Here is a 15,276-nt window from a genome sequence, read left to right on the forward strand (position 1 = left end):
TTACTTGATATGAACACATTATCTAGTTTTGAAGGATCAACCTTCAACTGAATATGTCTGGTAATGATGGCGAAGAGGTCACACCCGTTCCCATACCGAACACGGAAGTTAAGCTCTTCAGCGCCGATGGTAGTTGGGGGATCTCCCCCTGTGAGAGTAGGACGTTGCCAGGCAAATTTATGGAAGACCAGTGCTTATTGCGCTGGTTTTTTTGTGCTTTCTTTGTTGGAGATGAGGTGCCATTTTTGTAAGTTTGTGTCGAATGACGGTTATATCGTCCAACTTAGCGGATAAATCGAAAAGTTCGTGGATAAACTAGAAAGTTCGCGGATAAATCGAAAAGTTCGTGGATAAACTAGAAAGTTCGCGGATAAAACAAAAAGTTGAACTGTAAAACACGATTCATAAAAACAAGACCTGTCACCTCGATCCCAATTCCACCCCAACACACCGCCCCCATCTTTTTTTATCCAAAGACAAACACAGACTAGTAGGCTTTACATACACTAGATGTAGGAGATTGGTAGGCTGGGATTTTACTAAAGTAGTATACAATTTTTAGATCTGGTTAGAATAGTGGATGGAGGTGGAGAAAGAGACATGAAGGCAGCCATTCATTCATCATTTGGGGAAACGTGTATAGTTTGTGAAGAACAAAAAGAAAAAGGGATTCATTTATACACCGAGTTTATCTGCACGGAATGTGAGGGAACGATGCTTCAGACGGATGTGGAAGATCCGAAATATAAGTTTTATCTAAAACAGTTGAAAAAGATCACCATTCCAAAAATTTATTCGTAGTGTCGCTTCCCATTCACTTAAAAAGAACCTTTAAATTTAATAGTTTATTATGATGAAAAGTCCTAGAAATTAGGGCTTTTATTTTTTGAAACTGTTGACTTGATTAACGGGTGACTATAAGTCTAAAGTTCTATCCGTTATAATGGAGGTAATGAAACGATTAATTTAGAGGGTGTGCACATGTTAGATCAGAAAAAGACACCTTTGTTTTCAGGATTAAAAAGTCATTGGGAAGCTTCACCATTGTCTGGGCATGTTCCTGGTCATAAGTTCGGTACTGTTTTTCCTGAGAAAGCAAGGGATTATTTTAACGATATATTGAAGTTGGATGTGACGGAGATTACAGGGATGGATGATTTGCATGATCCAGAGGGCATGATAGCTGAGGCGCAGCGCTTGGCCAGTGACTTATATGGTTCTGAACAAACATTTTTTCTCGTAAATGGATCTACAGTAGGAAACTTGGCCATGATTCTAGCTACATGCAGGAGAGGCAGCAAGGTGCTGGTGCAGAGAAATTGTCATAAGTCAATTTTGAATGGATTGGAGCTTGCAGGAGCAGATCCCGTTTTTTTACCATGTAAAGTGGATGATAATATGGGTGTTGCCGTCTCTGTCGACTTAGCTTATCTATACAAGGCATTGGAAACGACTGAAGGTGTAACGGCTGTGGTGTTGACCAACCCGAATTATTATGGGGTGGCAATAGATTTGGAAGATGTCGTAAAGACTATACATAATTATAATATACCTGTTTTAGTGGATGAAGCGCATGGTGCCCACTTTCTATTAGGCGAACCTTTTCCTAATTCGGCACTTTCAAGTGGAGCGGATGTAGTGGTGCAATCTGCGCATAAGACGTTGCCTGCAATGACGATGGGTTCATGGTTGCATGTACAGGGGAAAATGGTGGGGAAGGAAAGAATCTTTCATTATCTTAAGATGTTGCAATCGAGCAGCCCTTCTTATCCTTTAATGGCATCCTTGGATATTGCCAGATACCATCTTGCAAGTATGTCCCAACAGGAGATAGAAACAGTTGTAGAAGATATTAAAGGCGTCCACCATGCGCTGAAGAAGGTAAGGGAAGTAGAAGTGGTTAAGCCAAGAGACAATCGTTTACTTGTCGACCCTTTAAAGCTTACATTGCGCTCTACCAACGGACTGAGCGGGTTTGAACTTTCTACTCTTTTAGAAAAGGAAGGCCTTTTTGTGGAGCTGGCAGACCCTAAAAATGTATTAATTATTTTGCCACTAGCGGTTAATGAGAAAAAACATGATATGATAGAGAGAATAGTCCGGGCTGTATCCAAAAAAACAGAAGGAAGCTTGAGAAAGGAACAGATTACACTTCCTTCCTTTCCGGCTGAGATTAGTGAACTTTCCATTCCTTTCAGCGAACAAGCGGACTATCAAAGGGTAAAATGCCTGATAGAGGAAGCAATCGGTGAAGTCGCTGCTGAAGCGATTGTCCCGTATCCTCCTGGAATCCCACTTTTATTTAATGGGGAGAAGATAACAAGCTCCACGGTGGAATACATAAAGGCTCTTCAGCAGATCGGTGCGAGATTTCAAACAAGCGAAGCGTTTAAAAGTAATTATATTTATATATATAAGAAGATAAAGGAGTAACAGGATTGTGAAGGGATTATTTATTACATTTGAAGGACCTGAGGGTGCAGGGAAGACGTCTGTCATTCAAAAGTTGGGAGCGGAATTGACGGAACAGGAATTTCCCATCTTACTAACAAGGGAACCAGGTGGCATTGCAATAGCCGAACAGATCCGTAATGTTATATTAGATTGTGACAATACCGAGATGGATGCGAGAACTGAAGCATTGCTATATGCTGCTGCTCGCCGTCAGCACTTGGTGGAGCGGGTCATACCTGCATTGAAGGAAAATAAGATTGTCCTGTGTGACCGTTTTATCGATAGTTCTCTTGCGTATCAAGGGTATGCGAGGGGGATTGGAGTAGAAGACGTGCTTAGCATCAACGAGTTCGCAACAGAAAAAATGATGCCTTCACTAACGATCTATTTTGACATAGAGCCGGAAGCAGGACTTAAGCGAATAGCAGCGAATAATAATCGAGAAATAAACCGTTTAGATCAAGAAAAACTAGATTTCCATTATAAAGTGAAAGAAGGATATGATCTTGTAAAAGAAAAGTATGGAGAAAGAATTAGGGTGGTGGATGCGTCCATGGATTTCGAATCCGTATGCAACCAAGTTCGAGAGGTTCTCATCTCCTATTTTTCCAAACACGGATTCTAATTCCTATCATAAAAATAAATTACCATATACGAAATAATGAAGTGAAAGATATTTAATGGTAAAATAAAGGAGGCGCTTTAAATGAAGATGATTATGGCAGTTATCCAGGATAAAGACAGTAATCGTTTAATGAATGCTTTGGTGGAACATAATTTCCGTGCAACAAAACTTGCGAGTACAGGCGGCTTTTTGAAGTCTGGAAATACCACGTTTATGATTGGAACGGAAGACGTTCGCGTACAAAAGGCATTAGATATCATTAAGGACAATTGCCAGCACCGTCAGCAATTGGTTGCACCGGTTTCACCTATGGGTGGGAATGCAGATTCCTATGTTCCATACCCGGTAGAGGTGGAAGTGGGCGGCGCAACGGTCTTTGTATTGCCTATTGAGCATTTTCATCAATTCTAACGTTTAAGCGGCTGAAAGGCTGCTTTTTTCAGATAAGTTCCAGGAAATGATATGGGAAAGGGACATGGAAGTCATGAAAATTTCAACCGATCTTAGAACAAACGTAGATAATGCAAGGTTGGATATGAGAAGTGGCTCTGCTACCACCACTGCCTTTGGGGAGGTCATGCAAAGACACTCCAGCAAGTTGCATAACCAACAGTTGCAGGTACTGATGAAAGATATAGAATTAGTAGGCGACCGCCTGGGGAATTCTCGCTCTTTCCAAGACTTGGCCAAGTATAAAACACTTGTAAAACGTTTTATGGAAGAAGCGGTTGAATTTGGAATGGAGTTAAACCAGTCCCACCATTGGTCACATGATGGACAATCAAGGCATCTGCAAGTGGTAAAGCAGGTGGACGAGGAACTTCTCGGCCTAACGGAAAAGGTCATGAGCCAAGAAGAGTCAAGAATAAACATATTAAGCAGTATTGGTGAGATCAAAGGGTTGCTCATCAATTTATATATGTAGGTTAGTGAGTGATAAACAGTGATTAAAAGTTGGTCGGATCTACAAAACCAGCCTACCGTTGCAAGAATTGTTACAAACAGTTTAGAGCGGAATAGAATAGCCCATGCATATTTGCTGGATGGGATGAAGGGCACCGGAAAAAAAGAAGTCAGCTACCTATTTGCAAAAAGCTTATTGTGTAAAGACTTACAAGGAGTCAATCCGTGTCAGAGCTGTTCAAATTGTAAGCGAATAGATTCGAGGAATCATCCAGATGTCCATGTTGTGGAACCGGACGGTAACTCTATAAAGAAGCAACAAATTCAATTCTTGCAAGAGGAATTCACGAAAACTGGTTTGGAATCTAAGAGGAAAATCTATATTATTGATCATGCAGATAAGATGACGACAAATGCAGCCAATAGTTTACTGAAATTCTTGGAAGAACCGAACCAAGAAACGTTCGCTTTTTTATTGACGGAAAATGTCAATCAAATGTTAAATACCATCATCTCCAGGTGTCAGCCGTTATCATTCCGCGCATTAACATCAGAAGGACTGGTAGCAAAGCTTACAGCGGAAGATATTCCACTGCCATTAGCCAAGTCAGCGGCATCCTTAACGAATAGTTTAGAGGAAGCAGTAGAATTATGTCGAGATGATTGGTTTGCGCTGGCTAGAAGCTTAGTGATAAAATTGTATGAAGCAATATTTAATCGTCCTCAGGCATCTTTGCTATTTATACAAGAAAAATGGATGCCCCATTTTTCTGATAGAAAGCAACTGGAGATAGGTTTAGATTTAATGCTATTTATTTATAAAGATATGCTGTATGCTCAGTTATCCAAAGAGGAGCAGCTGGTGTTTGTCGACGAGAGAGAATTGATTCAAAAGTTGGCACTCCAGACGACTCAACAGAGAGTGACCGAGCAATTGTCCTATATATTACAGAGCAAATCTCGGTTGGCATCGAATGTGAATCCGCACCTTCTCATGGAACAATTAGCGTTAAACTTGCAGGAGGGATATTAGTTTGTATGAAGTAGTGGGAGTTCGTTTTAAAAAAGCAGGAAAAATATACTATTTTGACCCAAATGGGCTTGATATAAAAGATAATGAGTTTGTCATTGTGGAAACAGTAAGAGGCGTGGAGTTCGGAAAGGCTGTCATCGGTCAAAAGAAAGTCGAAGAAAATGATGTCGTACTGCCTTTGAAAAAAGTACTCCGCATTGCTGATCAGAAAGACCGACTTATTGTAGAAGAAAATAAAAAGGCTGCAAACGAAGCGTTTGATGTATGTTTCGGTAAAGTAAATGACCATGGGCTGGACATGAAGCTAGTAGATGTGGAATACACATTTGATCGAAATAAGATCATCTTTTATTTCACAGCCGATGGACGTGTGGATTTCAGAGAACTTGTAAAAGATCTTGCTTCCATTTTCCGTACCAGAATCGAACTTAGACAAATTGGTGTTCGTGATGAAGCCAAACTTTTGGGTGGTATCGGCCCTTGTGGACGCATGCTTTGCTGTTCCACATTCCTGGGAGACTTTGAACCGGTATCCATCAAAATGGCGAAGGATCAAAACCTGTCGTTGAATCCTTCCAAGATTTCTGGACTATGTGGTCGTCTAATGTGCTGTCTGAAGTATGAAAATGACGAATACGAGTCCGCCAAAGAACAATTACCGGATTTGGATGAAGTAATAAAAACACCAAATGGGGTAGGCCGGGTTGTAGGATTGAATATACTCGAACGCGTGCTTCAAGTGGAGTTGTCCGGGAAGGACCGAGTGGTCGAATTTTCTCTAGACGAATTACTTCAAGAGGGAGCCGTTTCAACGCAAGCCACAGATTAAGAGGTGGAAAACTTGGACAAGAAGGAAATATTTGATTCTGTAAGCAATATGGAAGAACAGATCGGACATTTATATAAACAGCTTGGAGATTTAAAAGAACACCTTGCCCTGATTATAGAAGAGAATAACAGTGTGCTGGTGGAAAACAGCCACCTCCGCAAACGTCTAGAGCAGATGACGGCTGTGGAGGAGCAGGCTCCATTGCCGGAACATAAACGCAAGAGAAAGCAGCAGGAGCAAAAACAGACGGATGTGGGCGAGGGTTATGATAATTTGGCCAGGCTCTATCAGGAAGGGTTTCATATTTGCAACCTGAATTTCGGCAGTCCCCGCAAAGAAGGGGATTGTATGTTTTGCTTGTCTTTTCTTAATAAGAAGTAGAGAGTCGCTTCTCCGTAACGGGGTGGCGGCTTTTTGTTTGTTTGTCTTAGTACGTTTGATTTCCGTTCCACGCCCTTCGCATGCCTGCGGGCGGTCCGTGAGCCTCCTCACAACGTTTCAGGGGGCTCAATCTACCGTTACTCCCCCGCTGGAGTCTCACACCTTGCACTCCAATCTACAGGTGAATGGAGTAAGCTATACTTACCCACATTCTCTTTTATGTTTTTTGTGGGGATTGCGTTATAATAGGGAAAGATTATGGTACGAAAGGGTTTTGTTTGATGAAAGAGGTCGAGCTTGTTGGCGATGAGCGTTTGGATTATTTGTTGGCGGAGAATTTGCGGATTATACAGAGTCCCTCTGTGTTTTCTTTTTCGTTGGATGCTGTCCTATTGGCACAATTTGTGTATGTTCCGATCCAAAAAGGAAACATTATGGACCTTTGCACAGGCAATGGCATCATCCCGCTACTATTAAGTAAACGAACAAGAGGGAATATCACAGGTGTAGAAATCCAAGAACGACTTGCCGGGATGGCTGAGCGAAGCTTTTCTTATAATGGGTTAGAGGATCGTTTGAAAATCATTAATATGGATTTGAAAGAGCTTCCGGCAATGTTAGAGAACAAGAAATATGATGTGGTGACGTGCAATCCTCCTTATTTTCCTTTAACAGAGCAGGAAGAAAAGATAAATAGTAATATTCACTATGCCATCGCAAGGCATGAGATAGAATGCACACTGGAGGATGTGGTACGGGTTTGCAGCCAAATTACGAAACAAGGCGGTAAAGTCGCTTTTGTACATCGTCCTGGCAGGCTACTTGATATCATCTCCTTGATGAGAAAATACCGCATTGAACCAAAGCGTCTTCAATTTGTTCATTCTAAACTAGGAAAACCCGCAAACACACTTCTAATAGAAGGCATTAAGGACGGCAATCCAGACTTAAAAATCCTTCCACCACTTTTGGTGTACGACGAAAAAGGCGAATACACACCAGAAGTAAGGAAAATGCTTTTTGGAGAAGAACAAGTTTAATCATAAAAGAGGGATACATTATGGATTTATGGCAACAAAATAGCTTCAGCGAATCTTACACTAAAGGCAGACTTTATCTTATACCTACCCCAATTGGGAACCTAGAAGACATCACCTACCGTTCCCTAAGGATGCTTAAAGAAGTCGACTATATCGCTGCAGAAGATACAAGAAACACCAAAAAACTATGTAACTATTTTGAAATAACCACACCACTGATCAGTTATCACGAACACAACAAAGAACAAAGCGGCAGAAAAATAATTGATCTATTAAAAGATGGCAAAGACATTGGTCTCGTCAGTGATGCCGGCATGCCGTCCATCTCAGATCCTGGTTATGAAATAGTGGTAGAAGCACTCGAAGAAAAGCTGTATGTCGTTCCTTTGCCAGGAGCAAACGCAGCACTAACAGCTTTAATCGCATCCGGATTAGTCTCACAGCCTTTTTATTTTTATGGCTTCCTTGATCGTCAAAAGAAGGAAAAGAAAAAGGAACTGGAGCGGCTGAAAAAGTTCACAGATACCTTTATTCTTTACGAATCCCCACATCGTTTGAAGGACACACTCAGCCTGATGCATGACATTCTTGGTAACCGGTCCATCGTTATGAGCCGCGAACTTACGAAAAAATTTGAAGAGTTCACAAGAGGCAGCATCTCTGAGGTATTGGCTCTTTATGAAGAACAAGGAATTAAGGGCGAGTGTTGCATTATAATAGAAGGAAGTAGTGAAGAAGACAGCGATGAAACAGAATCCTGGTGGCAGGACCTTTCGATTATGGAGCATGTCCAACAGGTAATGGAGACAGAAGGCTATTCTTCCAAAGAAGCCATCAAACAAGTCTCCAAAGAACGAAACCTCCCCAAAAGAGAAGTATACCAAGCATTTCATGTGGAATAGTAAAAAGATTCTTCCTGAAGATTGTAGTGCAAGGTATGAGACTCCAGCGGGGGAGTAACGGTAGGTTGAGACCCCTGAAGCGTTGGGAGGAGGCTCAAGCACCGTCCCGCGGAAAGCGAATACCTGGAACGGAAATCGGAAGGCGTTCAACGGAATATTTTTGCATATAAAAAAGAGGGTGCCGCAGCACCCTCTTTTGTTGTTCACATTACTTAGCTTGTAAGTTGTTTTGGATCTCTTGGATAATTTTTTCTGCACCTTCACGGCTTAAGATGATTTTTCCATCTGCAAGAGTAAGGTTGTTGTCAGAAACTTCACCAGTAACTTGGCAAGTCATGTTTGGCTTATATTTTTTCAAGATGATTTTTTCGTCATCAACATAAATCTCTAAAGCGTCTTTTTCTGCAATTCCTAAAGTTCTGCGAAGCTCGATAGGAATAACCACGCGGCCTAACTCGTCAACTTTACGTACAATACCAGTAGATTTCATAAGAAAAATACCCCTCTCCAAATTATAAGTTTTATTTAGTATTATTAATCTATCATTTTCGTCATTATTCGACAAATCTAACGTGTTTCCATCATAACAATTTTTACAAAATCCGTCAACAATTATGTTTGAAAATATTTGTATTTCTTTTAAAAAATGTATTCCAAAAGCGGAAAAATAGCTTTGTAATAAGGGTTTACTGGAATCTGTCCCAGGTTAACATTTACAATTACTTACTAATTTTCAATAGAATACTAACTTAATTATAAACATCATTCGACAAATTTCAACTAGTTTATTCGACAAATTTTTCGACAAATGTCGAAGTGGAGGTAAACGCTCCATCAAGAGTTGCGGAAATGAAAGAGGATAGAAAAAGTTTTTGCTCAATCCTTAACAATACTGGGGTAAACCATGTATAATAGTTATAAAAAATAGGTTATGATGTTGATATATATAGGAAGTTGAAAACGATCATCGCTCTCGTCCATCGGGCGGGAGTTTTCTACTTTTATATGTTTCGATTATAGGGAGGTAATTTTTGATGGTAGCCGATAAAAAAACTTTTTACATTACAACACCTATCTATTATCCAAGTGGTAATTTACATATTGGTCATGCATATACGACAGTGGCGGGAGATGCGATGGCCCGTTATAAACGTCTTAAGGGCTTTGATGTGATGTACTTAACCGGTACAGACGAGCACGGACAAAAGATTCAACGAAAAGCCGAAGAAAAAGGTGTTACTTCTCAACAATATGTAGACGATATTGTGTCAGGTATTAAAGATCTTTGGGAAAAGCTTGATATATCTTATGATGATTTCATTCGTACAACGGAAAGCCGCCATAAAGAAGTAGTAGAGAAGATTTTCAAACAGTTACTAGACCAAGGCGATATTTATTTGGATGAATATGAAGGATGGTATTCTGTTCCAGATGAAACATACTACAGAGAACATCAGCTTGTAGATCCGATTCATGAAAATGGAAAAGTAGTGGGAGGAAAGAGTCCTGACAGCGGCCATCCGGTTGAGTTGGTGAGAGAGCAGTCTTACTTCTTCCGCATGGGTAAATATGTAGACCGCCTGCTGCAATATTACGATGAAAATCCGGAATTCATCCAACCAGAATCCAGAAAAAATGAAATGGTTAACAACTTCATCAAACCAGGCCTGGAAGACCTTGCCGTTTCTAGAACTTCATTCGACTGGGGAGTAAAAGTCCCTGGAGATCCGAAACACGTAATTTATGTGTGGATTGATGCATTGTCCAACTATATTACGGCACTTGGTTATGGAACGGACAATGATGAAAAATATATGAAATATTGGCCTGCAGATGTTCACCTTGTAGGAAAAGAAATTGTCCGATTTCACACGATTTACTGGCCTATCATGTTGATGGCATTGGATCTGCCACTTCCAAAGAAAGTTTTTGCACATGGTTGGCTTTTAATGAAAGATGGAAAAATGTCCAAGTCTAAAGGAAATGTAGTGGACCCGGTTACTTTAATTGACCGTTATGGACTTGACGCGTTGAGATATTATCTTTTAAGAGAAGTTCCGTTTGGAGCGGATGGTGTCTTCACACCGGAGGGCTTCGTGGAAAGAGTGAACTTTGACCTTGCCAATGACCTTGGAAACTTACTGAACAGAACAGTTGCCATGATTGATAAGTACTTTGACGGTGAAGTTCCTGTTTACAACGGTAATGTAACAGAGTTTGACCAGACGTTAAGCGATCTTGCAGTTAACACGGTTCAACATTATGAAAATGCGATGGAAAACATGGAATTCTCTGTAGCGTTATCTTCTATCTGGCAGCTTGTGAGCAGAACGAACAAATATATAGATGAAACACAACCATGGGTGCTGGCAAAAAATGATGAGACGAAAGATCAGTTGGCATCTGCCATGGCCCATCTTGCGGAGTCACTAAGATTCATCGGGATCCTCCTTAAGCCGTTCCTGACTAGAACACCAGGTAAGATCTTCGCGCAACTTGGAGTTAAGGAGTCATTGACGACTTGGGAAAGTTTATCTTCATTCGGTCAGATTTCTGCGGGCACAAAGACAGTGAAAGCAGACCCTATTTTCCCTCGCCTTGATGTAAAAGAAGAGGTGGAGCATATTAAACAAGTGATGCAGCCTTCTGCACCGGTAGAAAAGGCGGAGGAGAAAGTGGTAGAAGAAGCACCGCCGGCATCTGAAGAAATCACGTTTGATGATTTTATGAAAATAGATTTGCGTGTTGCGGAAGTGACGCACTGTGAGCCAGTGAAAAAGGCCGACAAGCTATTAAAGCTTCAGTTAGATCTTGGATATGAAAAGAGACAGGTAGTGTCGGGGATCGCGAAGTTTTACAAGCCGGAGGAGCTGGTTGGAAAGCGAGTTATTTGCGTAACGAACTTGAAGCCTGTTAAACTACGCGGAGAGTTATCAGAAGGAATGATCCTAGCAGGTGAAAAGGATGGCGTATTATCCTTGGCTTCTGTGGACGCGTCTCTGCCGCTAGGTGCTAAAGTTAAATAATTAGTTTTTGGATAAAATAATTTCTAAACGTTAAGAGTTTCACGTGTAACAACGGGCTGCACCTCTTTGTTTCTTTTTTGAATACTATTTGTTTATATTATTTTAGAAAAAGGATTTCATTATCAGTTAAACCAATATTTAACGGGAGTGTTTTATATGTTATTTGATACACATGTGCATTTAAATGCAGATCAATATGAGGAAGATTTACAAGAGGTATTGGACCGTGCCCAAGCTGAAAAAGTAACGAACATGGTTGTGGTAGGGTTTGACCGGAAGACAATCACAAGAGCGATGGAGCTTGTGGAAAAATATGATTTTCTTTATGCAGCGGTTGGTTGGCATCCGGTTGATGCGATAGATATGACTGAAGAGGACCTGGCTTGGATAGAGGATCTCACCTCTCATGAAAAAGTAGTGGCAATCGGAGAGATGGGGCTTGATTATCATTGGGACAAATCCCCGAAAGAAATACAAAAGGAAGTGTTTCGCAAACAGATCCAGCTGGCGAAAAAAGTGAAACTACCTATCGTCATCCATAACAGGGACGCAACAGCAGATGTGGTGCAAATTTTGAAAGAAGAAGATGCCAAAGAAGTGGGAGGAATCATGCACTGCTTTACAGGCAGCTTGGAAGTGGCAAAAGAATGCATGGAAATGAATTTCTATATTTCATTTGGCGGGCCTGTCACATTTAAAAATGCGAAAAAACCAAAAGAAGTGGTAAAAGAGATACCGATGGAAAAGCTACTCATCGAAACAGACTGCCCATATCTTACGCCACATCCATATCGAGGAAAAAGAAATGAGCCAGGGTATGTAAGGCTCGTTGCAGAACAAATTGCAGAGTTGAAAGAATTAACGGTAGAGGAAGTAGCAGAAAAAACAACAGCAAATGCTAAGAAATTATTCGGCATAAAATGACAAAAAAACTTGTCAAAAATGGCGGATACTTGTCCAATCCGAGCGAAAACAAATAAGTTCTACCTCTCTACTTCTCCTCATAGGATAATCGTGTCGATAGTTTTCACTTCCCTTTTGTGAAAATTGTCTGCATAATAGACATTACGGTTGAGCCAATGGAAAGGGTTGACAAGTTACATAACTGTCTATATAATCCATTCGAGGAGAAGGAGGCGTTTTTTTACATGTTACATAGCATGAAAAAACTGTTTTCTGGTAAGTTGAGCAGGACGAAACTGGCCATTACTTTAACTAGTTTCATAGTCTTCTCAACCATACTTGGCTTTGGTGTCTTTCATGGCACAAAGGCTGCTGTAACAGTGAATGTGGACGGTGAGGAAGTCACGGTGCGCACGCACGCAAAAACTGTAGCGGATATTCTAAAAGAGTTGGACATAGAAGTCCATCCTGAGGACAAATTGGAGCCTTCAAAGGATACCGTTGTCAGCGATTCCATGCAGATTGTCTGGGATCCTGCGAAAGAAGTGAAACTTGTCATCGATGATGAGGAACACGCAATGTATACGACAGCAGAGACAGTACAAGATTTCTTAGCAGAAAGAGATATAGATATAAAAGAGCACGATAAAGTTAGTCAAGATTTAAATACCCCACTTAAAGACAATTTAGTCATCGCCATTGAAAAGGCTTTTGAAGTGACTTTAGATGTCGGGGGAGAAAAACAACAAGTATGGTCTACTTCGACTACGGTCGCTGACTTTTTAGAACAGCACGATATCACAGTAAATGATCTTGACCGAGTGGAGCCTAGTCTAGAAGAATTGGTAGCAAAAGATACTGTAGTTAATATTACTAGAGTTGAAAAGGTCACCGATGTAGTGGAAGAGCCTATTGAATTTGGTGTTGTAACACAAAATGATAGTTCCCTTGATAAGGGAAAAGAGCAAGTGGTTCAGCAAGGTGAAAACGGCACCGTTGCAAATCATTATGAAGTCATATTAGAGAACGGCAAGGAAGTTTCCCGTGAATTGGTGAAAACAGAAACGGTGAAAGAATCGTTAGATCGCATCGTTGCTGTCGGAACAAAAGCTCCGCCACAACCAAAACCTCAACAGGTTGTGTCACGTAGCACGGAATCAAGTTCTAAAGAGTTTTATGTTTCCTCTACTGCCTATACAGCTTTTTGTAATGGATGTAGCGGTGTGACAAGTACGGGCATTAATTTACGAACAAATCCGGGAGCAAAGGTAATTGCAGTAGATCCAAGTGTCATTCCTTTAGGGACAAAAGTCTATGTGGAAGGCTATGGCTATGCTGTTGCCGGAGATACTGGTGGAGCCATCAAAGGCCACAAAATTGATGTTTTCTTTCCTGATAAAGATGCTGCTTATCGTTGGGGTAGGAAGAAAGTGAAAATCAAGATACTTGATTAAATGATAGGTGATAGTTAGTTCAAGCAGGGGTTTCTTCATACCTCTGCTTTTTTCTGTTAAAATAAATATTAGTAATAAAAGACAAAATAAAGTAGAATACATACTATTGTTTGTTTTTGCTGTTCATAACATTAGACGTTTATCATAGACGAAAAGTTTCACTCTTTTGGAGGAAAAAATGAAAATAAAAGAAATTATTGTGGTGGAAGGAAAAGATGATACGGTTGCCATCAAGCGGGCTGTTGATGCTGATACTATTGAAACAGGCGGTTCGGCCATCAATGAGGAGATATTGAATCGTATTAGGCATGCCCAGGAAACCAGGGGCGTCATTGTCTTCACAGATCCTGACTATCCTGGTGAAAAAATCCGCCATACCATCAGACAGGCTGTTCCCGGCTGTAAACACGCTTTTTTGCCTAAGGATAAGGCTCGCGGCAAAAAAGGCAAAGGAATAGGGGTAGAACACGCCACAGTGAGTGACATCCAACAAGCGCTTGAAGGGCTGCATCAAGAGTATGAACAAGAGACAGAAGAGATACCCTTTGAAGCCCTTGTCTATTACGGGCTTGTTGCAGGTCCGCAAGCTAAAAGTAGAAGAGAACGCCTCGGCGTAGAACTGAACATTGGATATACAAATGGCAAGCAATTGCAAAAGCGTCTGCAGATGTTCCATATCTCTTTAGAAAGATTAAAACAAGCAGTAACGAAAATAGACCAGGAGGAGCAATAAATGCATAAAGATATTGCCACACCGAAAAGAACAAAAGAAATATTGGATAAGTACGGCTTCTCTTTTAAAAAGAGTTTGGGACAGAACTTCCTGATCGACACCAATATCCTAAGGAATATTGTGGAGTATGGGGAAGTGTCGGAAAAGACAGCTGCCATTGAAATAGGTCCGGGGATTGGTGCGTTAACAGAACAGATTGCAAAAAGAGCCGGAAAGGTTTTCGCGTTTGAAATCGATCAGAGACTGTTGCCAATCTTAGAAGACACCCTCTCTCCTTATGATAATGTTACGGTTATTCATAAAGATATTCTAAAGGCGGATGTAACAGAACTGATTGGTGAAGAGTTAAAGGCATATGAAGAAGTGAGAGTGATAGCCAACCTTCCATACTACGTTACCACCCCTATCATCATGAAGTTGTTGCAAGAGGGTTTACCCCTTAAAAGCATTACTGTCATGCTGCAAAAGGAAGTCGCAGAGCGAATGGCCGCAAAGCCTGGTACCAAGGAATATGGGTCCCTTTCAATTGCAGTGCAGTATTTTACGCAAGCGGAAACGGTCATGATAGTCCCCAAAACGGTGTTTGTGCCACAACCTAATGTGGACTCTGCTGTCATTCGTCTCGTCGTTCGGGAGGAGCCGCCTGTACGTGTGAAGGACGAGGACTTCTTCTTTGAAGTGGTTCGCGCAAGCTTTGGACAACGAAGAAAAACGATCTTAAACAACTTGCAAAGCAACCTGCCTGATGGAAAAGCAAAGAAACAAGGAATTGAAGCGGCCCTTGCCACTACTTCCATCGATCCAAAAAGGCGCGGGGAGACGCTTTCCATTGAAGAATTTGGTGCTTTGAGTGATGAATTGTTCCCACTGTTTAAAACGGAAACGACCTGATTAGGGTCGTTTTTTTTATGCAATCCAGTTGCTTTCCGGTCCAGGCGCTTCGCTTGCCTGCGGGCGGTCCGTGAGCCTCCTCACTCCGCCTGAGGCCACTGA

16 protein-coding genes and 1 rRNA gene are annotated in these 15,276 nt (G+C 41.2%); 16 read left to right on the plus strand and 1 reads right to left on the minus strand.

Features of this window, described 5'->3' with window-relative positions:
- The first annotated feature begins 56 nt into the window (after nucleotides 1-56).
- The 11 genes from rrf to rsmI all read left to right on the plus strand — a co-directional run bounded on the left by rrf (nucleotide 57) and on the right by rsmI (nucleotide 8,167).
- Nucleotides 57-173: ribosomal RNA gene (gene rrf / locus M313_RS0100100) — 5S ribosomal RNA — on the plus strand.
- A 427-nt stretch (nucleotides 174-600) separates the two neighbouring features.
- Nucleotides 601-801, plus strand: coding sequence for a sigma factor G inhibitor Gin (locus M313_RS0100105; RefSeq protein WP_010191348.1), 201 nt, complete (start codon nucleotides 601-603; stop codon nucleotides 799-801).
- Nucleotides 802-981: 180 nt separating this feature from the next.
- Nucleotides 982-2,433: an aminotransferase class I/II-fold pyridoxal phosphate-dependent enzyme gene (locus tag M313_RS0100110; protein WP_010191350.1), complete on the plus strand. Its 1,452-nt coding sequence runs from the start codon at nucleotides 982-984 to the stop codon at nucleotides 2,431-2,433.
- Nucleotides 2,434-2,440: 7 nt separating this feature from the next.
- Complete coding sequence (gene tmk, locus M313_RS0100115) at nucleotides 2,441-3,079, plus strand: dTMP kinase (protein ID WP_010191352.1); 639 nt, start codon at nucleotides 2,441-2,443, stop codon at nucleotides 3,077-3,079.
- A gap of 81 nt (nucleotides 3,080-3,160) precedes the next feature.
- Nucleotides 3,161-3,490, plus strand: a complete 330-nt coding sequence (gene darA / locus M313_RS0100120; protein WP_010191354.1) for a cyclic di-AMP receptor DarA — start codon at nucleotides 3,161-3,163, stop codon at nucleotides 3,488-3,490.
- A 64-nt stretch (nucleotides 3,491-3,554) separates the two neighbouring features.
- Nucleotides 3,555-4,004, plus strand: coding sequence for a YaaR family protein (locus M313_RS0100125; RefSeq protein ID WP_234946517.1), 450 nt, complete (start codon nucleotides 3,555-3,557; stop codon nucleotides 4,002-4,004).
- Nucleotides 4,005-4,022: 18 nt separating this feature from the next.
- Nucleotides 4,023-5,015 (plus strand): DNA polymerase III subunit delta', encoded by a 993-nt coding sequence (gene holB / locus M313_RS0100130; RefSeq protein ID WP_010191359.1) that lies wholly within the window; start codon nucleotides 4,023-4,025, stop codon nucleotides 5,013-5,015.
- A gap of 1 nt (nucleotide 5,016) precedes the next feature.
- Nucleotides 5,017-5,844 (plus strand): PSP1 domain-containing protein, encoded by an 828-nt coding sequence (locus M313_RS0100135; RefSeq protein WP_010191360.1) that lies wholly within the window; start codon nucleotides 5,017-5,019, stop codon nucleotides 5,842-5,844.
- A gap of 12 nt (nucleotides 5,845-5,856) precedes the next feature.
- Nucleotides 5,857-6,225, plus strand: coding sequence for a DNA replication initiation control protein YabA (gene yabA, locus M313_RS0100140; RefSeq protein WP_010191361.1), 369 nt, complete (start codon nucleotides 5,857-5,859; stop codon nucleotides 6,223-6,225).
- Nucleotides 6,226-6,506: 281 nt separating this feature from the next.
- Nucleotides 6,507-7,265 (plus strand): tRNA1(Val) (adenine(37)-N6)-methyltransferase, encoded by a 759-nt coding sequence (locus M313_RS0100145; RefSeq protein WP_010191362.1) that lies wholly within the window; start codon nucleotides 6,507-6,509, stop codon nucleotides 7,263-7,265.
- Nucleotides 7,266-7,285: 20 nt separating this feature from the next.
- Nucleotides 7,286-8,167, plus strand: coding sequence for a 16S rRNA (cytidine(1402)-2'-O)-methyltransferase (gene rsmI / locus M313_RS0100150; protein ID WP_010191363.1), 882 nt, complete (start codon nucleotides 7,286-7,288; stop codon nucleotides 8,165-8,167).
- Nucleotides 8,168-8,375: 208 nt separating this feature from the next.
- On the opposite strand, the gene abrB is transcribed toward rsmI, so the two are convergent.
- Complete coding sequence (abrB, locus tag M313_RS0100155) at nucleotides 8,376-8,657, minus strand: transition state genes transcriptional regulator AbrB (RefSeq protein WP_010191364.1); 282 nt, start codon at nucleotides 8,655-8,657, stop codon at nucleotides 8,376-8,378.
- A gap of 544 nt (nucleotides 8,658-9,201) precedes the next feature.
- Between abrB and metG the strand changes: the two genes are divergently transcribed.
- From metG to rsmA, 5 genes are all read left to right on the plus strand, one after another.
- Nucleotides 9,202-11,193 (plus strand): methionine--tRNA ligase, encoded by a 1,992-nt coding sequence (metG, locus tag M313_RS0100160; protein WP_010191365.1) that lies wholly within the window; start codon nucleotides 9,202-9,204, stop codon nucleotides 11,191-11,193.
- Between the two features lie 156 nt (nucleotides 11,194-11,349).
- Complete coding sequence (locus M313_RS0100165) at nucleotides 11,350-12,117, plus strand: TatD family hydrolase (RefSeq protein WP_010191366.1); 768 nt, start codon at nucleotides 11,350-11,352, stop codon at nucleotides 12,115-12,117.
- Nucleotides 12,118-12,341: 224 nt separating this feature from the next.
- Nucleotides 12,342-13,550, plus strand: coding sequence for a ubiquitin-like domain-containing protein (locus M313_RS0100170; RefSeq protein WP_010191367.1), 1,209 nt, complete (start codon nucleotides 12,342-12,344; stop codon nucleotides 13,548-13,550).
- 178 nt (nucleotides 13,551-13,728) lie between these two features.
- Complete coding sequence (gene rnmV, locus M313_RS0100175; RefSeq protein ID WP_010191369.1) at nucleotides 13,729-14,283, plus strand: ribonuclease M5; 555 nt, start codon at nucleotides 13,729-13,731, stop codon at nucleotides 14,281-14,283.
- Entirely contained in the window at nucleotides 14,284-15,174 is an 891-nt protein-coding gene (gene rsmA, locus M313_RS0100180) for a 16S rRNA (adenine(1518)-N(6)/adenine(1519)-N(6))-dimethyltransferase RsmA (protein ID WP_010191371.1), read from the plus strand.
- The last annotated feature ends 102 nt before the right edge of the window (nucleotides 15,175-15,276 follow it).

This window comes from Bacillus sp. m3-13, from assembly GCF_000175075.1.
Taxonomy (GTDB): domain Bacteria; phylum Bacillota; class Bacilli; order Bacillales; family Bacillaceae_I; genus Sutcliffiella_A; species Sutcliffiella_A horikoshii_C.